The sequence below is a fragment of the Streptococcus sp. F2 genome (genome assembly GCF_056500955.1).
Genome location: NZ_JBWKAI010000007.1, coordinates 16,472 through 39,643, shown reverse-complemented (window position 1 = coordinate 39,643; position 23,172 = coordinate 16,472). Strand labels below are relative to the sequence as shown.

General features: G+C 40.7%; 19 protein-coding genes. 1 reads left to right on the top strand and 18 read right to left on the bottom strand.

Translation table 11 applies throughout. The features are described 5' to 3' along the window. Positions 1-43: 43 nt before the first annotated feature. A complete protein-coding gene (gene addA / locus ACYTR8_RS03760; protein WP_479641697.1) occupies positions 44-3,673 on the bottom strand; it encodes a helicase-exonuclease AddAB subunit AddA in 3,630 nt (1,209 codons plus the stop codon). Beyond that, on the bottom strand, positions 3,673-6,897 hold the full coding sequence (gene rexB / locus ACYTR8_RS03755) for an ATP-dependent nuclease subunit B (protein ID WP_479641684.1): 3,225 nt from the start codon (positions 6,895-6,897) through the stop codon (positions 3,673-3,675). Before rexB ends, addA begins: the two co-directional genes overlap by 1 nt. A 174-nt stretch (positions 6,898-7,071) precedes the next feature. Here rexB and ypfJ point away from each other — a divergent pair, with 174 nt between their 5' ends. Continuing rightward, complete coding sequence (ypfJ, locus tag ACYTR8_RS03750) at positions 7,072-7,998, top strand: KPN_02809 family neutral zinc metallopeptidase (protein WP_269760658.1); 927 nt, start codon at positions 7,072-7,074, stop codon at positions 7,996-7,998. Positions 7,999-8,090: 92 nt separating this feature from the next. Here ypfJ and ACYTR8_RS03745 read toward each other — a convergent pair whose 3' ends face one another. From ACYTR8_RS03745 to atpF, 16 genes are all read right to left on the bottom strand, one after another. Beyond that, positions 8,091-8,759, bottom strand: a complete 669-nt coding sequence (locus ACYTR8_RS03745) for an ABC transporter ATP-binding protein (RefSeq protein WP_269760657.1) — start codon at positions 8,757-8,759, stop codon at positions 8,091-8,093. 9 nt (positions 8,760-8,768) lie between these two features. After that, a complete protein-coding gene (locus ACYTR8_RS03740) occupies positions 8,769-9,845 on the bottom strand; it encodes an FtsX-like permease family protein (protein ID WP_046159385.1) in 1,077 nt (358 codons plus the stop codon). A gap of 72 nt (positions 9,846-9,917) precedes the next feature. Next, positions 9,918-10,304 (bottom strand): DUF1722 domain-containing protein, encoded by a 387-nt coding sequence (locus ACYTR8_RS03735; protein ID WP_046177791.1) that lies wholly within the window; start codon positions 10,302-10,304, stop codon positions 9,918-9,920. After that, on the bottom strand, positions 10,297-10,674 hold the full coding sequence (locus ACYTR8_RS03730) for an OsmC family protein (RefSeq protein WP_111716028.1): 378 nt from the start codon (positions 10,672-10,674) through the stop codon (positions 10,297-10,299). The genes ACYTR8_RS03735 and ACYTR8_RS03730 overlap by 8 nt, the downstream gene beginning before the upstream one ends. 112 nt (positions 10,675-10,786) lie before the next feature. Next, positions 10,787-13,192, bottom strand: coding sequence for a phenylalanine--tRNA ligase subunit beta (gene pheT / locus ACYTR8_RS03725; protein WP_479641683.1), 2,406 nt, complete (start codon positions 13,190-13,192; stop codon positions 10,787-10,789). A gap of 209 nt (positions 13,193-13,401) precedes the next feature. Next, complete coding sequence (gene pheS / locus ACYTR8_RS03720) at positions 13,402-14,445, bottom strand: phenylalanine--tRNA ligase subunit alpha (RefSeq protein WP_111716023.1); 1,044 nt, start codon at positions 14,443-14,445, stop codon at positions 13,402-13,404. 282 nt (positions 14,446-14,727) lie between these two features. Continuing rightward, positions 14,728-15,594, bottom strand: a complete 867-nt coding sequence (locus ACYTR8_RS03715; protein WP_111716020.1) for a DNA/RNA non-specific endonuclease — start codon at positions 15,592-15,594, stop codon at positions 14,728-14,730. 35 nt (positions 15,595-15,629) lie between these two features. Continuing rightward, on the bottom strand, positions 15,630-15,818 hold the full coding sequence (locus ACYTR8_RS03710; RefSeq protein WP_111716018.1) for a DNA-directed RNA polymerase subunit beta: 189 nt from the start codon (positions 15,816-15,818) through the stop codon (positions 15,630-15,632). Between the two features lie 3 nt (positions 15,819-15,821). Beyond that, positions 15,822-17,093 (bottom strand): UDP-N-acetylglucosamine 1-carboxyvinyltransferase, encoded by a 1,272-nt coding sequence (gene murA, locus ACYTR8_RS03705; protein ID WP_111716016.1) that lies wholly within the window; start codon positions 17,091-17,093, stop codon positions 15,822-15,824. Between the two features lie 64 nt (positions 17,094-17,157). Next, complete coding sequence (locus ACYTR8_RS03700) at positions 17,158-17,394, bottom strand: DUF1146 family protein (protein WP_277997757.1); 237 nt, start codon at positions 17,392-17,394, stop codon at positions 17,158-17,160. A gap of 328 nt (positions 17,395-17,722) precedes the next feature. Next, positions 17,723-18,139 (bottom strand): F0F1 ATP synthase subunit epsilon, encoded by a 417-nt coding sequence (locus tag ACYTR8_RS03695; RefSeq protein ID WP_003050138.1) that lies wholly within the window; start codon positions 18,137-18,139, stop codon positions 17,723-17,725. A 12-nt stretch (positions 18,140-18,151) separates the two neighbouring features. Then, positions 18,152-19,558, bottom strand: coding sequence for a F0F1 ATP synthase subunit beta (gene atpD / locus ACYTR8_RS03690; RefSeq protein WP_111716013.1), 1,407 nt, complete (start codon positions 19,556-19,558; stop codon positions 18,152-18,154). 162 nt (positions 19,559-19,720) lie between these two features. Continuing rightward, complete coding sequence (locus ACYTR8_RS03685; RefSeq protein WP_002985236.1) at positions 19,721-20,596, bottom strand: F0F1 ATP synthase subunit gamma; 876 nt, start codon at positions 20,594-20,596, stop codon at positions 19,721-19,723. A gap of 18 nt (positions 20,597-20,614) precedes the next feature. Next, entirely contained in the window at positions 20,615-22,120 is a 1,506-nt protein-coding gene (atpA, locus tag ACYTR8_RS03680) for a F0F1 ATP synthase subunit alpha (protein WP_111716011.1), read from the bottom strand. Positions 22,121-22,135: 15 nt separating this feature from the next. After that, positions 22,136-22,672 carry a F0F1 ATP synthase subunit delta gene (locus tag ACYTR8_RS03675; RefSeq protein ID WP_111716008.1) on the bottom strand — a complete coding sequence of 179 codons (537 nt, stop codon included), beginning with the start codon at positions 22,670-22,672 and terminating at the stop codon, positions 22,136-22,138. Continuing rightward, positions 22,672-23,166, bottom strand: coding sequence for a F0F1 ATP synthase subunit B (atpF, locus tag ACYTR8_RS03670; RefSeq protein ID WP_003057431.1), 495 nt, complete (start codon positions 23,164-23,166; stop codon positions 22,672-22,674). Before atpF ends, ACYTR8_RS03675 begins: the two co-directional genes overlap by 1 nt. Positions 23,167-23,172 lie beyond the last annotated feature (6 nt).

Here is a 23,172-nt window from a genome sequence, read left to right as displayed (position 1 = left end):
CCTCTCTTTTTTCTCTAAACTTATCTACACGAAAGAGGTAGCCTCAAAGCGTCACAATAGCCAACTCTGGTCCGCCCATCAGCACCAAGTACTTTTTGGTTACAGGAAGTCCATAGGTCTGGCTAAGCGCTTCTGCATATAATTCCAGTTGTTGTTGATAGCGTGTTTTTAAGTCACTCGGATGACGATACCTATCTGTTTTGTAGTCTATCAATTCGATATGATCTTCAAACAAGAGAAAGGCATCTATAATCCCACGAATGACATAATCTTCTTGGCTGAGAGGGTCTTTCTTGAGGATGGCAAATGGAGCTTCTCGGTAAAGGTTAGTCGAGCAGGTTTGAAACCTTTTTCCTAAAGCCGTTTCAGTAAAGAACTGTTCTACCTTTTGTAAATCAAGGGCTGCTTTGACCACTGCTTCAGCTTCTATTTCTTCCAACGCTTGCGCAATTGTTGCCAAACTGATTGGCTTCATTAAAGGGATGGCTTGCATGAGTCGATGAAGGGCTGACCCTACCTGACTAGCTTCAACTTTAACTTGCTTTGAAAATTCAGGTAAGGTAAATGCATTGAGTGTCCGATAACTTTTTTCCATAACCTCGACGCCATCTGAATCCAACAGGGGCTCATAAGCAGCTTTTAGTTGGCTTGGCGTTCGGACTGTTGGTAGGTGAATGGCAGCTTCATAGCGTTCGTTAAGTTGAGATACCTTATTAAGCATGTCAATGGCTCTCGTAATATCTGCTGACTGACGATTGTCTTTGAGGTCATCCAGTTGTAAGACCTGTTGACTCTGTAGATGACCAATAGCTTCTGGACTCAATTCACTTTCTTCAATAAACTGAACATCAAAATGGAGATCTTCTGCGGTGAAAGTATCTGCTATCGCTAAAAGCCAATCTTGGAAGGACATTAGTCGCTCACGCAGAGCTAAAGGCAAATGATTTCCCAAGCGTTTGCCATCGGTGAATTCTTGACTTTTCTCCTTGCTTGCCTTGCCTATCAGATAGATTTGCTTTTCAGCCCGTGTCATAGCAACATAGAGTAAGCGCATTTGCTCAGACAGAGTCGCCAAACGCAGCTCTTGTTTATTGAGTTGATAGGGGAGAGTTTCCATACTTATTTTGACTGAAGGTAACGTCTTTTCTTCCAGAACGTCTTTGACATCTGCTAGATACTTAATACCGATGCCCTGTTGACGGCTTAAAATAAATGGCGCATGGACATCTGTCATGGCAAAACGCTTATCACAGTTGAGGAGAAAGACATACTTGAATTCCAATCCCTTGGACTTGTGAATGGTCATCAGATTAACCGCTTGTTTAGGGCTAGCTACCTCAACATCGGCTAAATCATTTTGTGTTTCCAACACCTTGTCAATCATGCCAATAAAACGCGAGAGACCTTTGTAACCTGATTGTTCAAACTGATTAGCTCGAAGAGCTAAGGCATATAAATTAGCTTGTGCCTGTTCTGCTTTAGCTTGACTACCCACAAAGTCAAAATAGAAACGGTCGTTGAAAATTTTCCAAATGAGATCATAAAGCGACCTGAGTTTAGCGTAACGGCGCCAGCTTTTTAAGGTCTCTATAAACTTGCTTAGTTTTAGTTTTAGGTCTTGATGGACCAACTCAGGGTGTGTTCCTGTGCCAAGGAATGCTCTCTCCAGTTTATCGTAGAGGCAATCTGCTTCTTTGTCGTCTCCTTGTTGGAGGGCTAGCCTAGTCAGTTCATCTTCATCAAAAGCAAACATCGGTGAACGCAATAGGGCGACCAAGGCATAATCATTTCTTGGGTTATTAATAGTACGTAAAGTATCCAACATCACCATTACTTCAACTGACTTAAGGTAATTTTGCTGACCACCATCTGCCACAAGCGGAATACCGTATTGGTTAAAGGTATGAAAAATGGCATCATTTCTTGTTCTGGATGATACTAAGAGGGTTATATCCTCAAAAGGTACGTGTTGCTCATTGTGTAACCTAATGATTTCTTTGGCAACGATGGTCACTTCACTAGGCGAAATGCCATCTGCATCTTCTATGTCAAGTTGATCTTCGTGATCGGTGTTATAAAGCAGGAGCTTAGCACGATGCTCTGGGGAAGCAATTTTTTGACCAACGCTACCTGCCACCAACTGATGCTGCTCATCATACAAAATATCTCCTAGAGATTCATCCATTAAATGAGTAAAGACAGCATTGCTAGCTTCTAAAACTTCTGATTGACTTCGGAAATTCTCTTTCAATAAAATGAGTTTTCCTTGCTCAGGATAGGTTTGATAGTCCTTGAATTTTTGATTGAAGATCTGAGGATCTGCCTGTCGAAAACGGTAAATGGATTGTTTAATATCACCAACCATAAAACGGTTATGTCCATTTGATAATAAGGTCAACAGCCGTTCTTGCATATGATTATTATCCTGATACTCATCAACCATGACTTCATGATACTGGTCTTGATATGTCTGCCTAATGTCAGGGTTTTCTTCTAAAATCTGTATGGCAAAATGGGCAATATCTGAAAATTCAAAAGCACCTTCTTGTTTTTTGGCATCCAGATAAGCCTTCGAAAAAGCAAGCACAACAATCTTCAAAAGTTCTAATAAGGGAAGGCTTTCTGGCTGATAGCTTAAAATGGTTTCTAAGTGCCTAAATCGGATGAGCTTTTGGTGTAAACTCTTGAAAACAGGGTATTTTATCCCAGCCACTGTCACATCATTTCCAGTCGGCAAAAGGGCTGTCAGGTCCTTTGCTAGGCGGCTTAGCCCCTGTCTCCCATAGAGGTGAGGAAAGTCACGCGCCCATTCGTAAAGCTTCTCTATCATGGCCAAATGTTTGACGTATTTTGCGGTTGGTTTCCCAGCTTTTGTCAGCTGACCATAATCTTCCATGTCAGTCACATCTCTTAACTGATCTGCGGTATCTTGCATGGTCGACAGTAAGAGTTGAATCTCTTGTTCAGGGACATCTTCAAGCCCTTGATAGGTTTGAGCAGCTTTTAGAAAGGTTTCTTCTAACCACTGTTTCGGATTTTCAGTAGATTGGCTAAAGGCGTAGCAACTATAGACGACTTCTCTAAACGAAGAAGGATCTTTACGATTACCGGAAAAATTTTTGACCAATGCCTTGAATAAGGACGAATCATCTTGAGTCATAAATTCTTCAAATAATTTGCTAAAAACATCTCGCTTTAGAATGTCTTGCTCCGCCTTATCTTGCATAATACGAAATTGAGGGGAAATACCAATGCTGTACCCGTAACGAATGAGGACTTTTTGAGCAAAAGCATCCATCGTCCCAATATCAGCCTGTGACAAAGCTTGTAATTGGTCTGTTAGATAAGCTTTTAGCAAAGGATCACTGGTTTTCGCAATTTGCGCATACAGTTTTTTTTCAATACGTTCACGTAACTCGGTAGCGGCTTTGACCGTAAAGGTTGAAATAAAAAGTCTATCTACCGAAACACCCCTTAGGATTTTATCAAGAATCCGTTCCACCATAACAAAGGTTTTTCCAGATCCAGCTGAGGCTGACACCAAGATATTTTGCCCACTAGTATAAATAGCTTCGATTTGTTCTGGGGTTCTTTTTTGCGCTTGACTACTTTGAACTTCTTTTTCTTGTAGTTGCGCAATGGCACTTGGACTTAAAAAAGGGTCAAATGATATCACAGATTATCCTCCTTTCTCATTAACGTTAAAAACTGCTGGCGCTTATCTTTGGCAGGGAGCGTTACAAGATGCCTTGCTTGGCCCAAATCAAGATCAGCCTCAAAACGTGTAATAGCCTTGAGTTGTTCTCCTTGAACAGACTTCCCATCACTTGTATAAGGGTTAATGACAAAATGCCCTTTCTTAATCTGCTCTGCTGCTTTCTTGTAAAGAAGAGCATTATAAGTCAAGAGGGTTTGTAACTCTTCAGTGGAATAAAGTGCATTTCGCGTCTGGTAAGCACCATTTGCTAAATATTCTTTTTCAGACTCTAAAAAGATTCCTTTATAGGTCAATTCTTTATAAATACTTTCAACTAGTTTATCATCAAGTGCTTTGAAAGATGCTAAGTCCAACTTAGGCTCTTGCAAATGCAAGTACATGGCACCAAATAAGTGCCCTAAATCATCTGCTCCAAATTGTTGCTGCAAAGCAGCCAGATAAGTAACAAGTTGTGGACTTAATCCATTGTAAAACTTCCCGATATCAAACTGATTCGCACTGGATTTATAATCAACAATCCCTAGACTCCCATCATTTAACTGGTCAATCCGGTCAATTATCCCATGAACCACTACCTGATCTGTTACCTGCAGGGCAAAAGGTTCTTCTTGTCGACTGACAGTCATATTCTGATTAAGACGCAAAATAGAAGCGGTTGACTTAGCAATATCTTCAAGCAAGTCTAAACTGAAACGATCTTCAGCACTGTCTTGATAGATATATTGAAACTCTTTTTCTTGGTTAGTTTGATGAATGGCTTGCGCCAATTTGTTGTCAAAGGAAGCTGCTGTGTGATCCGTCATCACCAATTCAAATACCCGATGTAAATATTGCCCATGAATGCGGGCATCAGGATGAATGGATTCGGCTTCTTGTAGGCCTAGGACATACTGCAAAAAATACTTGTACTGGTTATTATAAAAAACAGTCAGAGCAGTCGATGATAGTCTAAGCGGACGATCGCTTGGAAAACGCGCCTCAATAACCTCGGAGGCTAGAGGTTTCGTCACCAAATGGTCATCTAGCATAGGAAGTGTGACTTGCTGATGTCTTAATTGTCGTCGGAGATAACGAAGGGCAACAGTCCAAAAAGTCTTGTCCTGTTCGGTCATGTCAGCCACTATAGCTTCTCGATTAAGGTCAACTAAACGTGACAAAAGGGCCTTATAGTTGCCAATATCACTAGCAGCATAAGAAAAGCGATTGCTTCCTTTATCAATCAGTGGCAGACCAAAGGACATCAATTCCTTGAGGTAAGGCGACAAGTCATCTGAAAATTCATTCACTACTGCCGGAACACTTAGGACCAATTCTTGAGTGGCAGCATTCAAAAGTGAAAGAGCTGTCTGATGATTTTTCTTGCTATTTTCGATACTGCCAATGTCAAAATGCTGGAAGCTATCAGTGATTTCGTTAATTCTTGCCCGTTCTTGATCAGAAAGTAACCCTGTCTCTTTGACTTGCTTTGGAAAATGGGATTGCGTAAGACCAATAGCATAAACAAAAGGTTTTGAGTGAGGTTGCACCAAATCATAGGATTTGATAGAAACAACATCTAAAGTAGCTGGAACAATACGATAGTGGGCTGACTGCATTCCCATTTTGATTAAGGAAAGACAGTCCGCCAGTTTCAATTTTTCCTGACCAAAAATCTGGTAAAAAGAGGTTAACACGTCGGTAAATGTTTTCCAAACTTCCTCATTTTTCTCTATTTCTAGTTCATTTTGGCCCAGTTTTTTCATATTTTCTGCTAACTGAACGTCTTTAAAAAAGGTCATCAATTTATCTAGCAATGACGTTCCCAATTGTTTTTGACTCTTAAATAAGGTTTGCAACGGAGAAAAAATAGCCTCTCTTACTTCGTTTAACAACTCCAATGGGTAATGACGAGAGGAATTAATCGTAAAAGGCTTTGAAAATTTAGTAAATCCTTTAATGTCTGCAAATTGGAGGTATTCTTCAAAGCGGTCAACGTCACTATCGGCAAACCTTCCAAAAAGTCCTGATTTGATCATGTTTAAAATATCTTCACGACGCCAATTATAGCGTTGGCTCCGCTCTAAAGATTCTATAAATTGCACTAAGGGATGAGCGGTCATGGGTTCTGCCTTCCCTAAATAGTAAGGAATCTCAAATTTGTCAAAAATGGGACCAATTTGCAACTGGTAAGCGTCCACATCTCCTAGCAAGACCAACATGTCCTTATAGCGATAACCTTCATACAATTTTTCTCGAATAGCCTTAGCAACATGCTCTATCTCTTCTTTTTGCTGATGGCTTTGCCAGAGGAAAATGTCTTCTTTATCTTTTTCTTCCAATTGCCAATCTAGTTGAGAAAAATCATGGTTAGCTTCAAATAACTGAGTCACTCTTGAAAAAGACGGCGCGAAAACCTTTTCCGATTGAGAATAAATCGGTTTTGTCTTGTACTGTTCAGCAAGCCCTTGCAAAAATTGGATACTAGCCTCATAAATATTCCCTTTAATAAACGGTTTTTGGTAGGCTTTCTGACTAATATAACTTCCTATCACAATCTCTTGACACTTGCTGTTAAGAAGAGATAATAGATAATCTTCTTCAGCAGAAAAACGAGAAAACCCATCAATAACTAGCACTGTTTTTGACAGTTGTTCGTCCAATTGACCTGTTTCAATAGTTTTAGCAAAGGACATCAAAGCACTGTCTTGATGGTAATCTTGCTGAGTCATGAGTTCTTCGGCAAGGGAGATAATTCTTATTAGGTCTTCTTGTTTACCGGGAGTATCTAACTCGGTTAACTCATAGACACTAAGGTTAGCCGTTTTTAATTCTTGATAGAGATCAATTAGCTGCTTAATAAAAGCCGGATCGTCTTTCAAGCGACCATAAACAGGAATATCTTCAGGGGTTAACTGCATTAAGACGCGGTAAAAAATCATGGCTAAGGCTGTCTCGTCTAAGGCTTGTTTTGACTCAGAGTTAGAGAATGTAAAATACCTTGCCATCTGAGCAAAACGCGTCACGGTAATGGAGAAGGACCCTCGTTCTGGTAGCAAGGTCAATACTTCTCTTTCCTTTTCAAACGAGAGAGAGTTTGGAGCAAGGTAAAAGACACGGTAACCTCGAGAGGCAGCCTGCCTTGCCTCAGCCACCAAAATGTCTGTCATTGAATAGGTCATTTCTGTATAAATTAGTTTCATAGAGCTCCTTTATGGTGACCAAATCTGTTTTGTTATATTATAGCAAATCCTTATAGCTTTTCCTATTTTGGACTAACTAAAAATCATCTCAAAATAGCGTTTTCAAGCACTAAAACAAGCATTTCTGACCGAATTATTTTATAATAGTAACAAGAAAGAAACGAGGGAAATCTTATGAAAACGGATGATTTGAGAGAAAGTCAACAGGTTGAAGATAGACGTGGTCAATCGTCTAGTTCTTTTGGGGGCGGCGGCCTAGGCGGCGGCGGGGGCGGTCTTCTGCTTCAATTACTCTTTTCACGAGGAGGTTGGAAAACCAAACTGGTTATTCTACTCCTTCTCCTAGTCATGGGAGGGGGTGGCCTATCTGGTGTTTTAGGAGGCAATCCTTCTTCCACCAATAACAATGCCTACCAATCAAGCCAAGTAACACGTACAAATGGTGATAAGGCTAGTCAAGAGCAGGTTTCTTTTGTCAGTAAGGTCTTCGCCTCTACCGAAGACTATTGGACCAAACAGTTTAAAGATAAGGGGTTAACTTACAACAAACCAACCTTAGTCTTATATTCTGGTGCCACACAGACAGCTTGTGGGACAGGTCAAGCCTCTGCTGGTCCTTTCTATTGCCCAGGCGACCAAAAAGTTTATTTAGACATTTCGTTTTACGATGAGTTGTCTACTAAATACGGCGCTAAAGGTGACTTTGCCATGGCCTATGTGATTGCTCATGAAGTTGGCCATCATATCCAAAATGAAATTGGCACCATGGAAGACTACGCTAGTGCTAGACAAGGACGCTCAAAGGCAGAAGCCAATCAACTCAATGTTAAGTTAGAGCTTCAGGCTGACTACTATGCTGGTGCTTGGGCTAATTATGTTCAAGGGCAAGGCCTTTTAGAAAAAGGAGATATTGAGGAGGCAATGGCAGCAGCTCACGCAGTTGGGGATGATACTCTGCAAGAAGAAGCTTATGGCAGAGCCGTTCCAGATAGTTTTACCCACGGAACTTCGCAACAACGACAGCGCTGGTTTGACCGAGGTTACCAATATGGTGACTTTAAGCATGGCGACACCTTCAGCGTCCCTTACAATAAACTTTAACTAAGAAAAACCAACATTACGCAAATAAAAACCAAACGAGTGTAGCACTTGTTTGGTTTTTATTTTTTTTCAAACAACAATAACAACTCGGCCTATTTTTCTCGACGCAATACACCATCTTCCATGCGATAAACCTTGTCACAAGATGCCAGCATCCGATCATCATGAGTAACCATAATAATGGCCTTGTTTTTTTCTTTACTTTCCTTAGCTAACAGTTTGACCACTTCATAGGCTTTTTCAGTATCCAAACTTGCAGTAGGTTCGTCTGCCAATATCAGTGCTGGATCATGGTAAAGAGCACGGGCAATCGCCGCTCTTTGCCTTTCTCCGCCGGATAATTCTTGAGGTAACTGATGTTTTATCCCTGCAATGCCTAAATCGTCAAATAACTGATTGGCTTTGGCTTTTTCTTTGCTTCCTGTCAAATGATCGACCAATTCCAACTGCTGCTGGACTGTTAAAAAAGGTATCAGATTGGAGGCTTGTAAGATAAAACCAATGGATTGGAAACGCAAGCGTGAGCGCTCTTTTTCTGATAAATGTGTATAATCAGTACCATCGATGATTAGCTGTCCAGAACTTGGAGTCTGTAGGCCACCAGCAATGGTCAAAAAGGTTGATTTCCCAGAACCTGATGGTCCCACAATCGCTACAAATTCCCCAGCTTCAATGGAAAAGTCAGTTGCCTTTAACGCGTTGATTTCTTGATGACCGTCTTGAAATGTTTTGGTCACTTGTTTAAATGTTAAAACTGACATCACTACCTCCTATCCAATTGCTTTCAAAGGATCAATTCGTACAATGCTAAAAACAGAAAATAAGGTTCCTAACAAAGCAAAACAAACCATACTGACTAATATCGCTAAGTAAACTAGCCAATTACTTTGGAAGGGAACTGCTTCAGGGAGCACTAAAGACGTCAACCAAGTTCCCAATAACCCTAAACCGCTTCCTAAAGCACTTAACAAGAAGGTTTGCAGCAGAACTGCTTGTGCAATCGTTATATTCCCGATACCTTGAGCCTTCATGATACCGAAAATAGGAGCCTTTTGAATGGTTAACACATACATAAAAATACCAATGATGATGGCTGAAATCACAATGAGAAACCCAATCATAAAACCAAAGGTCAAAAGCTGAGCCTTGTAACCAGGCAATTTAGTAATAAAGGTTTTGATAGGTAACTTTGTCAACTCTTGATTAGGGTAGTCTTCCAGGTTTCCTCTCACAATAAACGCATTAACCAGTTGCTTATTCTTAGTCTCCCCCTTACCATTTTTTAAGGTTTGAAAGGCATCGAGCGACAGGTAAGCAACAGGGGCCACACTAAATTTAGCATTTTGAGTATAGCCAACGATAGTTAATGCTTGACTAGAACTCGATGTGTAAAAGTCCTTGCCAATCGCAAAAGCTTCCTCTTTTGCAAGGCTTTGATCCAAAACAACCTCTTTATTAGTCTTAAATAATCGACCTTTTACAATGTTAGGACGAATAAAGCTAGTAGAATCAATCCCGAAAAGGCTAACCTTAACTTTGTCGGCATCCTTAGGATTTTTAACTGACCACGCCACGGTATTGAGTTGAGCAAGAGGAGCTACCTTGTCTGCTGTTATTTGATTTTCTTGAGCTCTGGATACCTGTGATAAGGTCAAGGTAGCGTCAGCATCCTTGGCTAGTAAAACACTGTCAGCTTTCCAAAGATCAACCGCCGAGCGGTTCTCCTGCATCAAACCAAAGGCCAATCCTGACAAAAAGAACATCAAATAGGCAACCAAACATAGCAAACCAGCAATCAAACCATACCGCAATTTGGATTGTTTCATTTCATTAAGCGCTAAAAACATCTCTCATTCCCCCTTATTTATATCACTAGCTTAGCATAACTTCCCAGAAGTCCCTACTTATCTGTTTAGCATTTAAGGACCTTTGGTAATCAAACGGCAAGATAGCAGATAAGAGGGCTGATAATGAGCAGTCATCTCTTGTAAAAAGCATAGCATCTCCTCAGATTTCGTTTCCAACTGAGCATCCAAATCTTTGAAGTGGTCTTTTTCTTCCTGACTAGCTACCTTTTTAAAATACCCCCAAACATGCTGGTATGCAGTTCGTAAGGTTTTTACTGTAGGAGGAATGGCTTGCGCTTCTTCAATCAAACAATGAAAAGTCAACACCTTTTCTTCTGACCACTGATTTCCTTTAAACAAACCTCTTAAAGCATTATAATGCTGTTGCGAATGTGCCATGACCCAATACTTTTGATAAGCCCATTGTTTTTGGTAAGTTTTCAAACCAGCATCAGTCATGAGACAGCCCTTCTAACGTAATGGTCATCATAACTTCAGGTTTGAGGAGTCGCTTCACGCGGCAATAAGTCCCAATGTAAGCCAATAAATCAGCTTTCTTTTTGTCATCTAAAACATCATCAATCCTAACAAGTAGTTCAAAAGCTTCTTCCTCATAACTAGCCTCAACAGAAACAGCAAGTGAATCTTGCTTAAATTGACGATGGTAAAAACCCTGCACACACATAGTCACACAAGAAGACAAGGCAATGACCAGTAAACTCATAGGGGTTTCCCCTTGATCAGTTTTTCCAAATAAGGTCACGCTATCTCCGTAGCCTTCCGAAACCGTGTGGTAAAGGCGGTCACCTGTTATTTTTGTCTGGTACATTCTGATTTTCCTCCACTTTTTCTGATATTTTCTCCAATTATTTGAGTTGGAGTTGCTTCTTCCCCTATTATAACAGAAAAGAACCGAGCTTTTGAGGCTCAGTTCCTTTTTTTTAACGTACTTCAGCGCCGACTTGTTCTGTCAGTGCCTTAGTCATTTTTTCCATGTATTTGGCAACTTCTTCGTCCGTTAAATTGTCATTTGGATTTTGGAAAGTGAGGCTATAAGCCATTGATTTTTTGCCAGCCTGAATGGTTGCTCCTTCATACACGTCAAAGAGCTTAATCTTAGTCAAGCGTTTTACACCTGCTGATTCAATAGCTGTTACAATGGCCTGATGACTCACCTCACGGTCAAGTAACAAGGCAATATCACGTGTCATAGCAGGGAATTTTGTGATTTCCGCAAAAGTTTGATCACTTGGCAACGCTGCTTCTAAAGCAGTCATATCCAATTCTGCCACATAAGTTTCCGGAATACTATAAGCCTTTGCTGTTCCTGGATGAACTTGACCAACAAATCCAATCACTTGCTCATCTAATAGGATAAGCGCTGTCCGTCCTGGATGCATGCTTGCTAAGTCTTTAGTTGGCACATATTGAACATTGAGATTAAGGTTTGCAAATAAAGTATCCAAGATACCCTTAGCATGATAAAAATCAACTACCTGTGCTTGGGTTTGGAAATCTTTTTGTGCCACTAAGCCACAAATAGCAAAAGAAAAATGGTTCACTTCATTAGGAAGGTCTTCTTTTGGATTAGCTTCTTGTTCAAAGATTTTCCCAATTTCATAAAGAGCCAAGTTACTTTGTTTACGAGCCACATTATAGGCAACAGTATCTAACATACCTGAAACCATATTTTGACGTAGTGCTGAACGTTCCACAGACATCGGCCACATGAGTTCTGTCAGGTGACTTGGTGCCACTGCAAACTCAACAGCTTTCTCTGGTGTTGTCAAAGCATACGAAATGATTTCAGTCAAGCCCAATCCTTCCGCTAAGCCACGGACTTTACGACGAAGAGCCTGTGTTGGCGTTAATTCTGCAGCCGTTCCTCCTGCCTCTGGTAAGGTTGTCGGCAACTTATCATAACCATAAATACGCGCAATTTCTTCCACCAAATCAGCCGGAATACTAATATCCCAACGACGGCGCGGAACAGCTACCGTGAAGCTTGTTTCATCTCCTGTCAGTCCAAAACCAAGTTGATCAAAAACAGTTTGAATCTCTTCAAAAGTTAACTCTGTTCCTAAACGAACATTCACATAGTCAAGGCTAGTTGAGACTTCAACAGGTTCTGTTGACAATTGACCAGCTTGAACATGGCCTGATAAGACTTGACCTTCTGCTAATTCTTGTAACATAGCCGCTGCAAAGTCAAGTGCTTCTAAAACAGTTGCATAGTTAACACCTTTTTCAAAGCGTGAAGATGATTCCGAACGAAGGTTTAAACGACCACTCGTTTTACGAATCGATTTGCCATCGAAAACAGCGGCTTCAAGAACAACCGTCTGAGAGTTGGCATCAATTTCAGTGGCTTGACCACCCATAACACCTGCTAAAGCAACTGGTTTGTCAGCCACGGTAATAACAAGATCCTCAGTGGTCAATTCCCGTTTTTCACCATCAAGTGTGACTAAACTTTCCCCTTGACGAGCCGCACGCGCCACAATCTTATGATTTTCAAATTTATCATAATCAAAAGCATGCATAGGTTGACCAAAGTACAAGAGCACATAGTTGGTCACATCAACCACATTATTAATAGGACGAATACCAGCATTCATTAAAAGGTTTTGCAACCATTGTGGACTTGGCTTAACTTTGACATTTTCAACGACACGGCTAGCGTAAGTTAGAACTTTATCAGAGTCAATGGCCACTTCAATGGCTTCTGAAGTTGCCTTATCAGATTCTTGTAGATTTTTTTCGGGGAATGACACCGACTTGCCATAAATAGCTGCGACTTCATGTGCCACACCTCGCATAGAAAGCGCATCTGCACGGTTAGGTGTAATGGACAATTCAATAATATGATCATCCAAGTCAAGGTATTTAAAAATGGCATCACCTGGCACAGCCTCTTCTGGCAAGATTTGAATACCGTCTGAAAATTCTTTTGGAATGATACTATCAGACAAACCAAGTTCTTGCAAGGAACAAATCATGCCAAGAGATTCCATGCCGCGGATTTTGCCTTTTTTGATTTTATAGTTATCCGCAATACGAGCACCTGGTACAGCCACGATAACCTTAATCCCTGCTTTCACATTTGGTGCGCCACACACAATTTGACGTGGCGTTTCATCACCTGTATCTACCTGACACAAATGCAAATGTGTCTCTGGCACATCTTCGCAAGAAAGCACATGCCCCACAACCAGTTTTGATAAACCTTCTGCAGGGACTTCAATTCCTTCTACCTCGATACCCGTTGTCGACATTTTCTCAGCAAGTGCTGCTGGCGTCACATCGATATCTACTAATTCTTTTAACCATTTATAAGATACTAACATAATTTTAGTGCCCAAATCACTCGGCTAGAGAAAGCTCTCAAGCCGTGATTTGAGTCATTTCCTTTCGTATTTTAAGTTCCAAGTAAAAACCCTTGTGACGTTGAAACGAGAGGGGCTTTCCCTTTAGACAATTAACCTATTATCATTACCTATCAACTTTCACTCAATCTTAGATAAAATAGCTGACAAAGGTCTTCAAACGACTCGTTTTATTTAAATTGTTCAGAGAAACGTTGGTCACCTTGATAGAAACCACGAATGTCATTAATGCCATAACGCAACATGGCAATTCGCTCTTGACCTAAACCAAAGGCAAAGCCTGAATATTTTTGTGCATCAACACCTGACATTTCCAAGACACTTGGGTGAACCATACCAGCACCAAGGATTTCAATCCAACCTGTTTTCTTGCAGACATTGCAACCTTTACCACCACATTTGAAACAAGAAACATCCACTTCAACAGATGGTTCTGTAAATGGGAAGTATGAAGGTCGCAAACGAATGCTACGTTCGTCACCAAACATTTTCTTGATAATCATTTCAAGAGTTCCTTTGAGGTCTCCCATGGAAATATTTTTGCCCACAACCAAACCTTCAATTTGATGGAATTGATGTGAGTGGGTAGCATCATCGGTGTCTCGGCGGAAAACACGACCTGGAGAAACCATTTTTAAAGGGCCTTTTGAAAAATCATGTTGATCAAGAGTACGGGCCTGCACAGGACTTGTATGAGTCCGTAACAAGATTTCTTCTGTGATATAAAACGTATCTTGCATGTCACGGGCAGGGTGATCCTTTGGCAAATTCATGCGCTCAAAGTTGTAATAATCTTTTTCCACCTCAAAGCCATCAACAATCTGAAAACCCATTCCTAAGAAAATATCTTCGATTTCTTCGCTGGTTTGTGTTAACACATGACGGTGGCCCAGAGTCATTTGACGACCCGGTAAAGTTACATCAATGCTTTCAGCATCAAGCTGGGCTTGAATTTTAGCAGCTTCTACAATTTTAGCCTGTTCTTCAAAGGCTTTTGTCAATAAGTCACGAACTTCGTTCACCTGTTTACCAACCACAGGACGCAAGTCATTAGACAAGTCTTTTAGCCCCTTTAGTAATTCTGTCAAAGATCCCTTTTTCCCAAGAACAGCCACGCGCAAATCTTGCAGTTCTTTGGTATGATTCCCCGTCAAAGATTGGAGAGTCTCCAATGTTTTTGTTTTTAATTCCTCTAGTTGTGCTTGTAAATCCATAGTTTTCCCTTCTTTTAGCGATGAAAAAAGCGTGCCACTACTCCACTTCATAAGCGGAGCGTTGACACGCGGTACCATCCGTTTTTATCTGATGTTATCAGACCTTAATTAATTGTCTCTAGCTGAGTGAATTCCTAATAGTTCCCTTCAGAAGGCTTCCAGTCACGACCCTCACTCCCTGTCAATTTCCCTATTAGTACTAGTCTCATAGACACTTATTCAATTAGTTCTATTCTATCAAAAAAAGTGCTTAGTGACAATCCTAAATCATGGATTTTTAGCCTAGGGATTGATGACAATCTGTCCTGTTCGATAATCAACCGTCAGCCCTGCTTGGACATTTGGAACAAACACGTTAAATGCTAAACTCCCATCGGCAGATTTGGCCTCTAACTGGCTACCACTGGCTAACAGGTTATCACCATCATAAAGCAAGGTAACACGATAACGGACCCTTTTGCCCTTATCCAATGCACGACGTACTAATCCTTCATAGTAATTTTGACCTGTCGAATAGGGTTTATCTGCTTGATTGGCCCAACTTAGTTGAGTGGCAATATTATCAGGATTACTGGTAGAAGCATCAAAACCTTTCAGTCCACCAACTAAAGCATAACCTAGCAAATGTCCTCTATCAACTGCATGATCATAATTTCCTTTTAAGTGATGTAATTGGTGCCAACCAGCAGGCTTGAAGGTACGATAAGCATTGTCCGTTTGATAGCGATTTTGATACTGTCGTGTCGACTTAGTAAGTAAGGCATTAGCTCTAGTAGGAACCTTTTGTCCTTGGACCCATTTGGTTTCATTATTAGCATAGGGCAGACTGGCTACGCTTGCGTTTAAATCTGTTTTGTTCCGGTTGATAATATAAGCGCCTGCTCCATTCCATTCAATATTGGAACCTAATTGTTCCTTAATGGATTTGGTTAAGACAGAAGCCGATAGGGCTTCTGTGGGAACCTCACTATAGACTTCTTTTGATTCTGATGATGATTCACCCTTATCTCCCAAAACGGTACGATAAATTTGCTTAATAGGATGGTTGCTAGCTATGAAATCACTCTTAGCAAGGTAACTAGACCCCAACACTAACAAAATCAATAAGAAGGAATTAAGCACCCTTTTTCGTTTTTTCCTTGTTAACATACTTCCTCTCAAATGCTATAAAAAGTAGGCAAGGCCTACTTTCCAGTAAATTTATTCACTAACTCTGCCCACTTATCTAAAGATAAGACAGACCAAGGATTTCCCCCATCGCCCATAAAGCTGTAACCTACCATTAGACCAAAAGCTAAAAATAAGCATGCTAACAAAGCAATTCCTAAGATGAGCAATAATTGTCTTACAACATATCTCCAACCACTTGTCATAAACTAGTCCTCGCTTATACGGCGGATTGAAGCCCCCAGTTTAGCCAATTTCTCATGAAATTGATAATAACCACGGTCCAAGTGGGTCAGCTTGGTAACAGTTGTTGTGCCTTGGGCAACCATTCCTGTCAAAATAAGAGCAGCGCTAGCTCGTAAATCTGTTGACATGACCGGTGCTCCTTGTAATTCTTGACCCCCATGAATCATGGCAGTATCCCTTAGAATTTCAGATTGTAAGCCCATGCGTCGCATTTCTTCTAAGTGCTGAAAACGATTCTCAAAGACTGTCTCAACCATAGTGGATTCACCTTTGACCACAGCCATAAGAGCCGTAAATTGTGCTTGCATATCTGTTGGAAAGCCTGGATGAGGTAAGGTTTTAACTGATACAGGTTTTAGTTTGCTCGTATCAGCTTGCACACGAATACCTTTTTCTTCTTCTGTAACCGAAACCCCCATCTCTATTAACTTCGAAATGAGAGGACGATTATGTTCCCAAACGGCATCTTTGACCAAGACATTTCCTGATGTCATAGCTGCTGCAACCATAAAAGTACCTGCTTCAATACGGTCTTGAACCACATCGTGTTCCACCCCATGAAGACTTGTGACTCCCGTGATTGTCAGGGTCTCTGTACCAGCACCACGAACCTTAGCTCCCATTTTATTTAAAAACTGAGCCAAATCCACAATTTCTGGCTCGCGAGCTGCGTTTTCAATCACCGTCACGCCTTCAGCCAAACTAGCAGCCATCATTAAGTTTTGAGTAGCACCAACAGATGGGAAATCCATGTAGATAGTTGCTCCTTTTAGGCGTTTTGCTTGAGCAGTAATATCTCCACCTTTTTGAGTAATCTTTGCCCCCATGGCTTCTAGGCCTTTTAAGTGCAAATCGATTGGCCTACTACCAATTGTACAACCACCTGGCATAGACACTTTGGCATGGCCATTACGCGCCAAAATAGGTCCTAAAACAACAATAGAGGCACGCATTTGGCTCACGTACTCGTAAGGAGCTTCATCTAAAATGTTTCCTGAAGCATCAACTGTGATTTCGTTAGCTGCCTCATTAAAATCAACGGTAATATCTAAACCACGCACCACATGATTCATCGTAAAAACATCAGAAAGAATAGGAACATTTCTGAGAATTGTTTTCCCTTCTGAAGGTAAGATAGTTGCTGCTAGCAGAGGAAGAACTGCATTTTTAGCTCCCTCAATAACTACTTCTCCTCCTAACCGTGTCTGACCACCTTCAATGATTATTTTATCCACAATCTTCTCCCATATCTATCTCATAGTTGTTGTCATATTATACCATATATCTTTTGCTGACATCCTAGCGGAACTCAAAAAAGAGAGTTTGGCTAATCTGAATTAATTCTAACATAAAATGGCTCACCAAATACCCTAGGGCAATAGCCACTAGAAATACAAAAAGACGCAGTTTGCCAAGATTTTCTGGGTGGTGATGACTAAACTTTGTCCAGTCAATCACGCTAATCAGTAGTTGATAACTGAGGCCAATAAAAAATAAATGGCATAAAAAGGTAATAATTTTCATTAGTGATTCCATAAACCTATTATAACATACCATTTTGATCCGTCCAACTAAGCAAGAACGTCCATACATAAAAGCTCAAAGCATAATAGAGTCTCTTGTTAATTATGGCTCTTTTTCTGGATGTCACCTCTAAACAGTGATCTAATAAGCAGTACCCCTATGATGAGATGGTTTCTAACCCCTTACAATCCCAATAAAAAAAGAGTTCTCTTACACATTTCTTTGGCCATAATGATTTGCCGCGAGAAAAGAATAAGGTTAAACTCTCGAAAAAGGATATCATAAAGATTGAGGAAGGATAAGCCATAGCTTGGATCCCTTCCCTCTTTATTAACAGCTTTTATTTTTTACTAACGTTGATACGATTCAAAGCGCGGCGCAAGGCAACCTTGGCACGACGAACCTCATCAATATTATGGGTTGTTTCAGCCTGTGCAATTTCACGTTCTGCTCTTAGTTTTGCTCGCTCTGCTCGGCTGACATCGATATCACGGTCACGTTCTGCAGAATCAGCGACAATGGTAACCACATTATCCTTGATTTCAATAATACCACCATTGATTGCAATCCAGTCCACTTTTTCATCTTCACCACCTCGGCGAATTTTCATTTCATGAACTTGCAAAGGTGCAATTAAATTGATGTGATTAGGTAAAATCCCCATCTCCCCATCTGGTGTTGTTACCGAAATAAATTTAGCATGGTGATCATATTTGATTCCATCTGGCGTTACCACTTGAACAGTCATTTGTGTCATGGCATCACCTCATTAAAAGCCCATTTTTTCGGCTTTTTTAATCACATCCTCGATTGGACCAACTGAACGGAAGGCGTCTTCTGGAAGATCATCGTATTTTCCTTCAAGAATTTCTTTAAAGCCGCGAACTGTATCAGCAACTGGCACGTAAGAACCAGGAAGACCTGTAAATTGTTCAGCAACATTAAAGTTTTGTGATAAGAAGAACTGGATACGACGCGCACGTCCAACCAATGTTTTTTCTTCATCTGATAATTCATCCATCCCCAAAATAGCGATGATGTCTTGTAATTCACGGTAGCGTTGAAGCACACGTTGAACTTCTGTTGCCACAGCATAGTGCTCTTCACCAACAATTTCAGGTGTTAAGGCCCGTGAACTTGAAGCCAATGGGTCAACCGCAGGGTAAATACCCATTTGAGTCAATTTACGCTCAAGGTTAGTTGTTGAATCCAAGTGAGCAAATGCAGTTGCTGGCGCTGGGTCAGTATAGTCATCGGCTGGCACATAAATCGCTTGGATAGAAGTAACAGATCCTTTTTGAGTTGACGTAATACGTTCTTGCAATTGTCCCATTTCAGTAGCAAGGGTCGGTTGGTAACCAACAGCAGAAGGCATACGGCCTAAGAGGGCTGATACTTCTGAACCTGCCTGAGTGAAACGGAAGATATTATCAATAAAGAGCAAAACATCTTGGCCTTCTACATCACGGAAATACTCAGCAATGGTTAAACCAGTAAGGGCTACACGCATACGTGCCCCAGGCGGCTCATTCATCTGACCAAAAACCATGGCAGTTTTCTCAATAACGCCTGATTCTTTCATTTCCCAGTAAAGGTCATTTCCTTCACGTGTTCGCTCACCAACACCGGTAAATACTGAAATACCTCCGTGTTCTTGGGCGATATTGTGGATTAATTCTTGGATAAGAACAGTCTTACCAACTCCGGCACCACCGAAGAGTCCAACTTTACCACCTTTAAGGTAAGGGGCAAGAAGGTCAATTACCTTGATACCAGTTTCAAGAATTTCTGATGATGTTGATAATTCATCAAACGATGGTGCTTTTTTATGGATCGGCTGACGGTCAACGTCTTCTGCAAATGGTTCTTCCAAGTCAATGGTTTCTCCAAGTACATTAAAGACGCGTCCCAAAGTTTCTTTACCTACTGGTACGCTAATCGCACGACCAGTGTCGAGAACTTCTAACCCACGTGTAAGCCCATCAGTTGATTCCATAGCGATTGTTCGCACCATACCGTCACCAAGTTCCAGAGCAACTTCAAGGACGATTTTTTGCTTTTTATCACTATCTTTATAAACAATCAATGCATTATTAATCTCTGGAAGTTTGTCCCCACTAGCAAACATGACGTCTACTACTGGACCAACAACCTGAGCAATTTTGCCTGAGCTCATTCATTTCTCCTTATATTCGATAGTAAGGGATTGCTTAGTTTTACTAACCTATCTCATTCTAAAAACCGCAAGTGATTTTAAAAAGGAATCCCATAAGTCATTTTATCTCGATTGATAAAATTGAATGCTGACAATAACCTAATCGCTAGTCAGCGTCATTTTTTATTCTAGTGCATTTGCTCCTGCAACAATTTCAGTGATTTCTTGTGTAATTGCTGCTTGACGAGCTCGGTTATATTGGATGGTCAAATCGTTAATGACATTCTTAGCGTTATCTGTCGCTGTCTGCATAGCAGTCATACCTGCTGCATGTTCAGCCGTTTTAGCATCAATGATAGCCCCATAAATTAAACTTTCTGTGAATTGAGGTAACAATTGATCTAAAATATCATGACGATTAGGTTCCAATTCAAACCCAGTAACACCTTCTTCTGCTGCTTCATCAGCAACCAAGTCAGAAATTGGCAACATCTGTTGAACACGGACTTGGCTGGTTAAGCTATTCACATGGTGATTGTAACAGACATATAACTCATCAAAAATCTCATTGACAAACATGTCAACGGATTGTGAAATGATTTGTCTCACTTGTTCAAAACTTGGTTGATCCGCAAGTCCACGAAGTTCAAAAGCCACATTCATCCCTCTTGCTTTGAAGAAGTCTGAACCAACACTACCAATAGAAATGATTTCATAGTCACCATCAGCGTGGTACTCTGTGATCATATCCATAACAGATTTCAAGATTTTTGAATTGTAACCCCCAACAAGTCCTTTATCAGACGTGATGACAATATAGCCTGTTTTTTTGACAGGACGAGACACCAACATCGGATTATCAGATCCTATGGTTAATTCTGATTTCAATAAATCTGTGGTAATCTGACGAATTTTTGAGGCATAAATTTGAAAATCACGAGCTGCTTGCTCAGATTTAACAAGTTTTGCAGAAGAAACCATACGCATGGCACTAGTGATTTTACTTGTTTTCTCAGTTGAAATAATTTTAGCTTTAATTTCACTTAGAGAGCCTGCCATACTAGTATCCTCCCTCTATTACTTAAAGTTTGATTGATCTTTAAACGCTTTAATAGCCGCATCAAGGTCAGCTTCTTCAGGAAGGTCTTTTGTGGTACGGATAGTTTCAAATAAGTTATCGTAATGAACATCGAAGTAGTCGTAAAGAGCTTCTTCAAAGGCCAAAATATCATCTACTGGAACATCATCCAAGAAGCCATGGGTAAGAGCATAAAGAATAACGACTTGCTTTTCAACAGGCAATGGTTTATGCAATGGTTGCTTCAAGATTTCAACCGTACGGCGACCACGATTAAGTTTTGCTTGTGTTGCAGCATCAAGGTCCGAACCAAATTGGGTAAAGGCTTCTAATTCACGATAGGAAGCCAAATCCAAACGAAGAGTACCAGCAACCTTTTTCATCGCTTTAATTTGAGCTGAACCACCTACACGTGAGACAGATGATCCTGCATCAATCGCTGGACGAATCCCTGAATTAAAGAGGTTCTCTTGCAAGAAGATTTGTCCGTCTGTAATCGAAATAACGTTAGTCGCAATATATGCAGAGATATCTCCGGCCTGTGTTTCGATAAATGGCAGAGCTGTGATAGAACCTCCACCTAAATCATCAGAAACTTTTGCAGAGCGTTCCAAAAGACGGCTATGCAAGTAGAAAACATCCCCTGGGTAAGCTTCACGACCTGGTGGACGACGAAGCAAGAGAGACAATTCACGATAAGCCACCGCTTGTTTTGATAAATCATCATAGACAATCAAGACATGCTTACCTTGGTACATAAATTCTTCAGCCATGGCAACACCCGCATAAGGAGCGATAAAGAGCAATGGTGATGGTTGTGAGGCTGATGCTGTCACAACAATAGTATAATCCAAGGCACCGTAACGGCGAAGGGTTTCAACTTGTGTACGAACGGTTGATTCTTTTTGACCAATAGCCACATAGATACAAATCATGTCTTGACCTTTTTGGTTCAAAATCGCATCAATAGCTACGGATGTTTTTCCTGTTTGACGGTCTCCGATAATCAACTCACGTTGCCCGCGACCAATTGGAACCAAAGCATCAATTGCTTTTAATCCAGTTTGTAATGGTTCAGAAACGGATTTACGCTGCATAACACCAGGAGCTGGCGTTTCTACTGGTCTAAAGCCAGTTGTTTCAATATCTCCCAAGCCATCAACTGGTTGTCCAAGTGGGTTTACCACACGTCCAATGAGAGCTTCACCAACTGGTACTTCCATGATTTTACCGGTACGTTTAACCACATCTCCTTCACGGATTGTTGAAAAATCACCAAGAATAATGATACCCACATCATTTGACTCAAGGTTTTGAGCCATCCCGTAGGCACCATTTTCAAATTCAAGAAGTTCACCACTCATGGCATTATCTAATCCACGGGCACGTGCAATACCGTCACCAATATAGGTAACGATCCCAGTTTCTGTGACATCGAAATTTGGCTGGAAGTTCTCAATTTGCTTTTTAATTAAAGCGCTAATTTCTTGTGCATTAATTGCCAAAAGTCACACCACTTTCTATTTTAAATTCATTTTAAATGCTTGCAATTGACGACGAATACTGGTATCAATTACTTTATTATTGACGCTGATAATAAATCCTCCAATAAGCGAAGGATCCACTTTTTCAATTAAACGACCTGCTGTTACAGCAAATTTCTTTGTTACAACTGCACGAACACGGCTTTTTTGCTCCTCAGTCAAAGGTAGTGATGAGGTAACGGTCACATCATACTGATTTGAGACCGCCGCCATCTCCTTCAAAACTGCTTGAAGGATAGGATACAAGTAAGTCTCACGTTCATTTTGTACAATGAGGTCTAAGAAATTATTCATGTAAATAGAATTATTTCCCTTTAATAAGGTTACCAGTTTCATTTTTTCAGCATGTGGAACAGCCAGGCTTGATAAACTATGTTCAAGATTCGTTGCTTCAAACGTCTCTAAAATGGCAAGCACATCAGCCTTTAAGGCATCAAGAGAATGATGTTCACTTGCTACCTCGACAAGACTTTTTGCATATTGCTCAATAAGAGCCTGTTCTTTTTTGGTCATTAAGCTTCTCCTAAGTCATCAAGATAACTATCAATAAGCTGGCTTTGCGCCGCCTTATCAAGATTAGCTCCCATAATTTTTTCCGCTAAAAGAACCGTTAAATCAGACATTTCTGTTTTGACTGCTGAGATAGCGTCTGATTTGCTTTGTTCAATATCTGTCAACGCTTTTTCTTTCAAGCGTTTTGCTTCATCAGTAGCTTCTGCTACCAGTTTATCACCTTGTAATTGACCAATTTCTTTGGCATCACTGATGATTTTACTTGCTTCTGAACGACTAGCGTCCAAGTTAGCTTGACTTTCTGCCTCTAACTGTTGAGCGCTTAAGCGTGATTGCTCAGCCTGATCAATATCTCGAGAGATTTGTTGTGAGCGTGTCTGTAAAATCGATTCAATTGCACCCCAAGCGAATTTTTTGATCAAGAGTAACAAGACGATTACAGAACCTGTTACTAGAATAAAATTCCCAACGAGTTCACCAAATGTGATTGACATTCGTTT

What these genes read in the sequence shown, in the direction of transcription:
- rexB (WP_479641684.1), bottom strand. Translation starts at nt 6,897, where the DNA reads ATGAAACTAATTTATACAGAAATGACCTATTCAATGACAGACATTTTG.
- ypfJ (WP_269760658.1), top strand. Translation starts at nt 7,072, where the DNA reads ATGAAAACGGATGATTTGAGAGAAAGTCAACAGGTTGAAGATAGACGT.
- ACYTR8_RS03745 (WP_269760657.1), bottom strand. Translation starts at nt 8,759, where the DNA reads ATGTCAGTTTTAACATTTAAACAAGTGACCAAAACATTTCAAGACGGT.
- ACYTR8_RS03740 (WP_046159385.1), bottom strand. Translation starts at nt 9,845, where the DNA reads ATGTTTTTAGCGCTTAATGAAATGAAACAATCCAAATTGCGGTATGGT.
- ACYTR8_RS03735 (WP_046177791.1), bottom strand. Translation starts at nt 10,304, where the DNA reads ATGACTGATGCTGGTTTGAAAACTTACCAAAAACAATGGGCTTATCAA.
- ACYTR8_RS03730 (WP_111716028.1), bottom strand. Translation starts at nt 10,674, where the DNA reads ATGTACCAGACAAAAATAACAGGTGACCGCCTTTACCACACGGTTTCG.
- pheT (WP_479641683.1), bottom strand. Translation starts at nt 13,192, where the DNA reads ATGTTAGTATCTTATAAATGGTTAAAAGAATTAGTAGATATCGATGTG.
- pheS (WP_111716023.1), bottom strand. Translation starts at nt 14,445, where the DNA reads ATGGATTTACAAGCACAACTAGAGGAATTAAAAACAAAAACATTGGAG.
- ACYTR8_RS03715 (WP_111716020.1), bottom strand. Translation starts at nt 15,594, where the DNA reads ATGTTAACAAGGAAAAAACGAAAAAGGGTGCTTAATTCCTTCTTATTG.
- ACYTR8_RS03710 (WP_111716018.1), bottom strand. Translation starts at nt 15,818, where the DNA reads ATGACAAGTGGTTGGAGATATGTTGTAAGACAATTATTGCTCATCTTA.
- ACYTR8_RS03700 (WP_277997757.1), bottom strand. Translation starts at nt 17,394, where the DNA reads ATGGAATCACTAATGAAAATTATTACCTTTTTATGCCATTTATTTTTT.
- ACYTR8_RS03695 (WP_003050138.1), bottom strand. Translation starts at nt 18,139, where the DNA reads ATGACACAAATGACTGTTCAAGTGGTAACGCCAGATGGAATCAAATAT.
- atpD (WP_111716013.1), bottom strand. Translation starts at nt 19,558, where the DNA reads ATGAGCTCAGGCAAAATTGCTCAGGTTGTTGGTCCAGTAGTAGACGTC.
- ACYTR8_RS03685 (WP_002985236.1), bottom strand. Translation starts at nt 20,596, where the DNA reads ATGGCAGGCTCTCTAAGTGAAATTAAAGCTAAAATTATTTCAACTGAG.
- ACYTR8_RS03675 (WP_111716008.1), bottom strand. Translation starts at nt 22,672, where the DNA reads ATGACCAAAAAAGAACAGGCTCTTATTGAGCAATATGCAAAAAGTCTT.
- atpF (WP_003057431.1), bottom strand. Translation starts at nt 23,166, where the DNA reads ATGTCAATCACATTTGGTGAACTCGTTGGGAATTTTATTCTAGTAACA.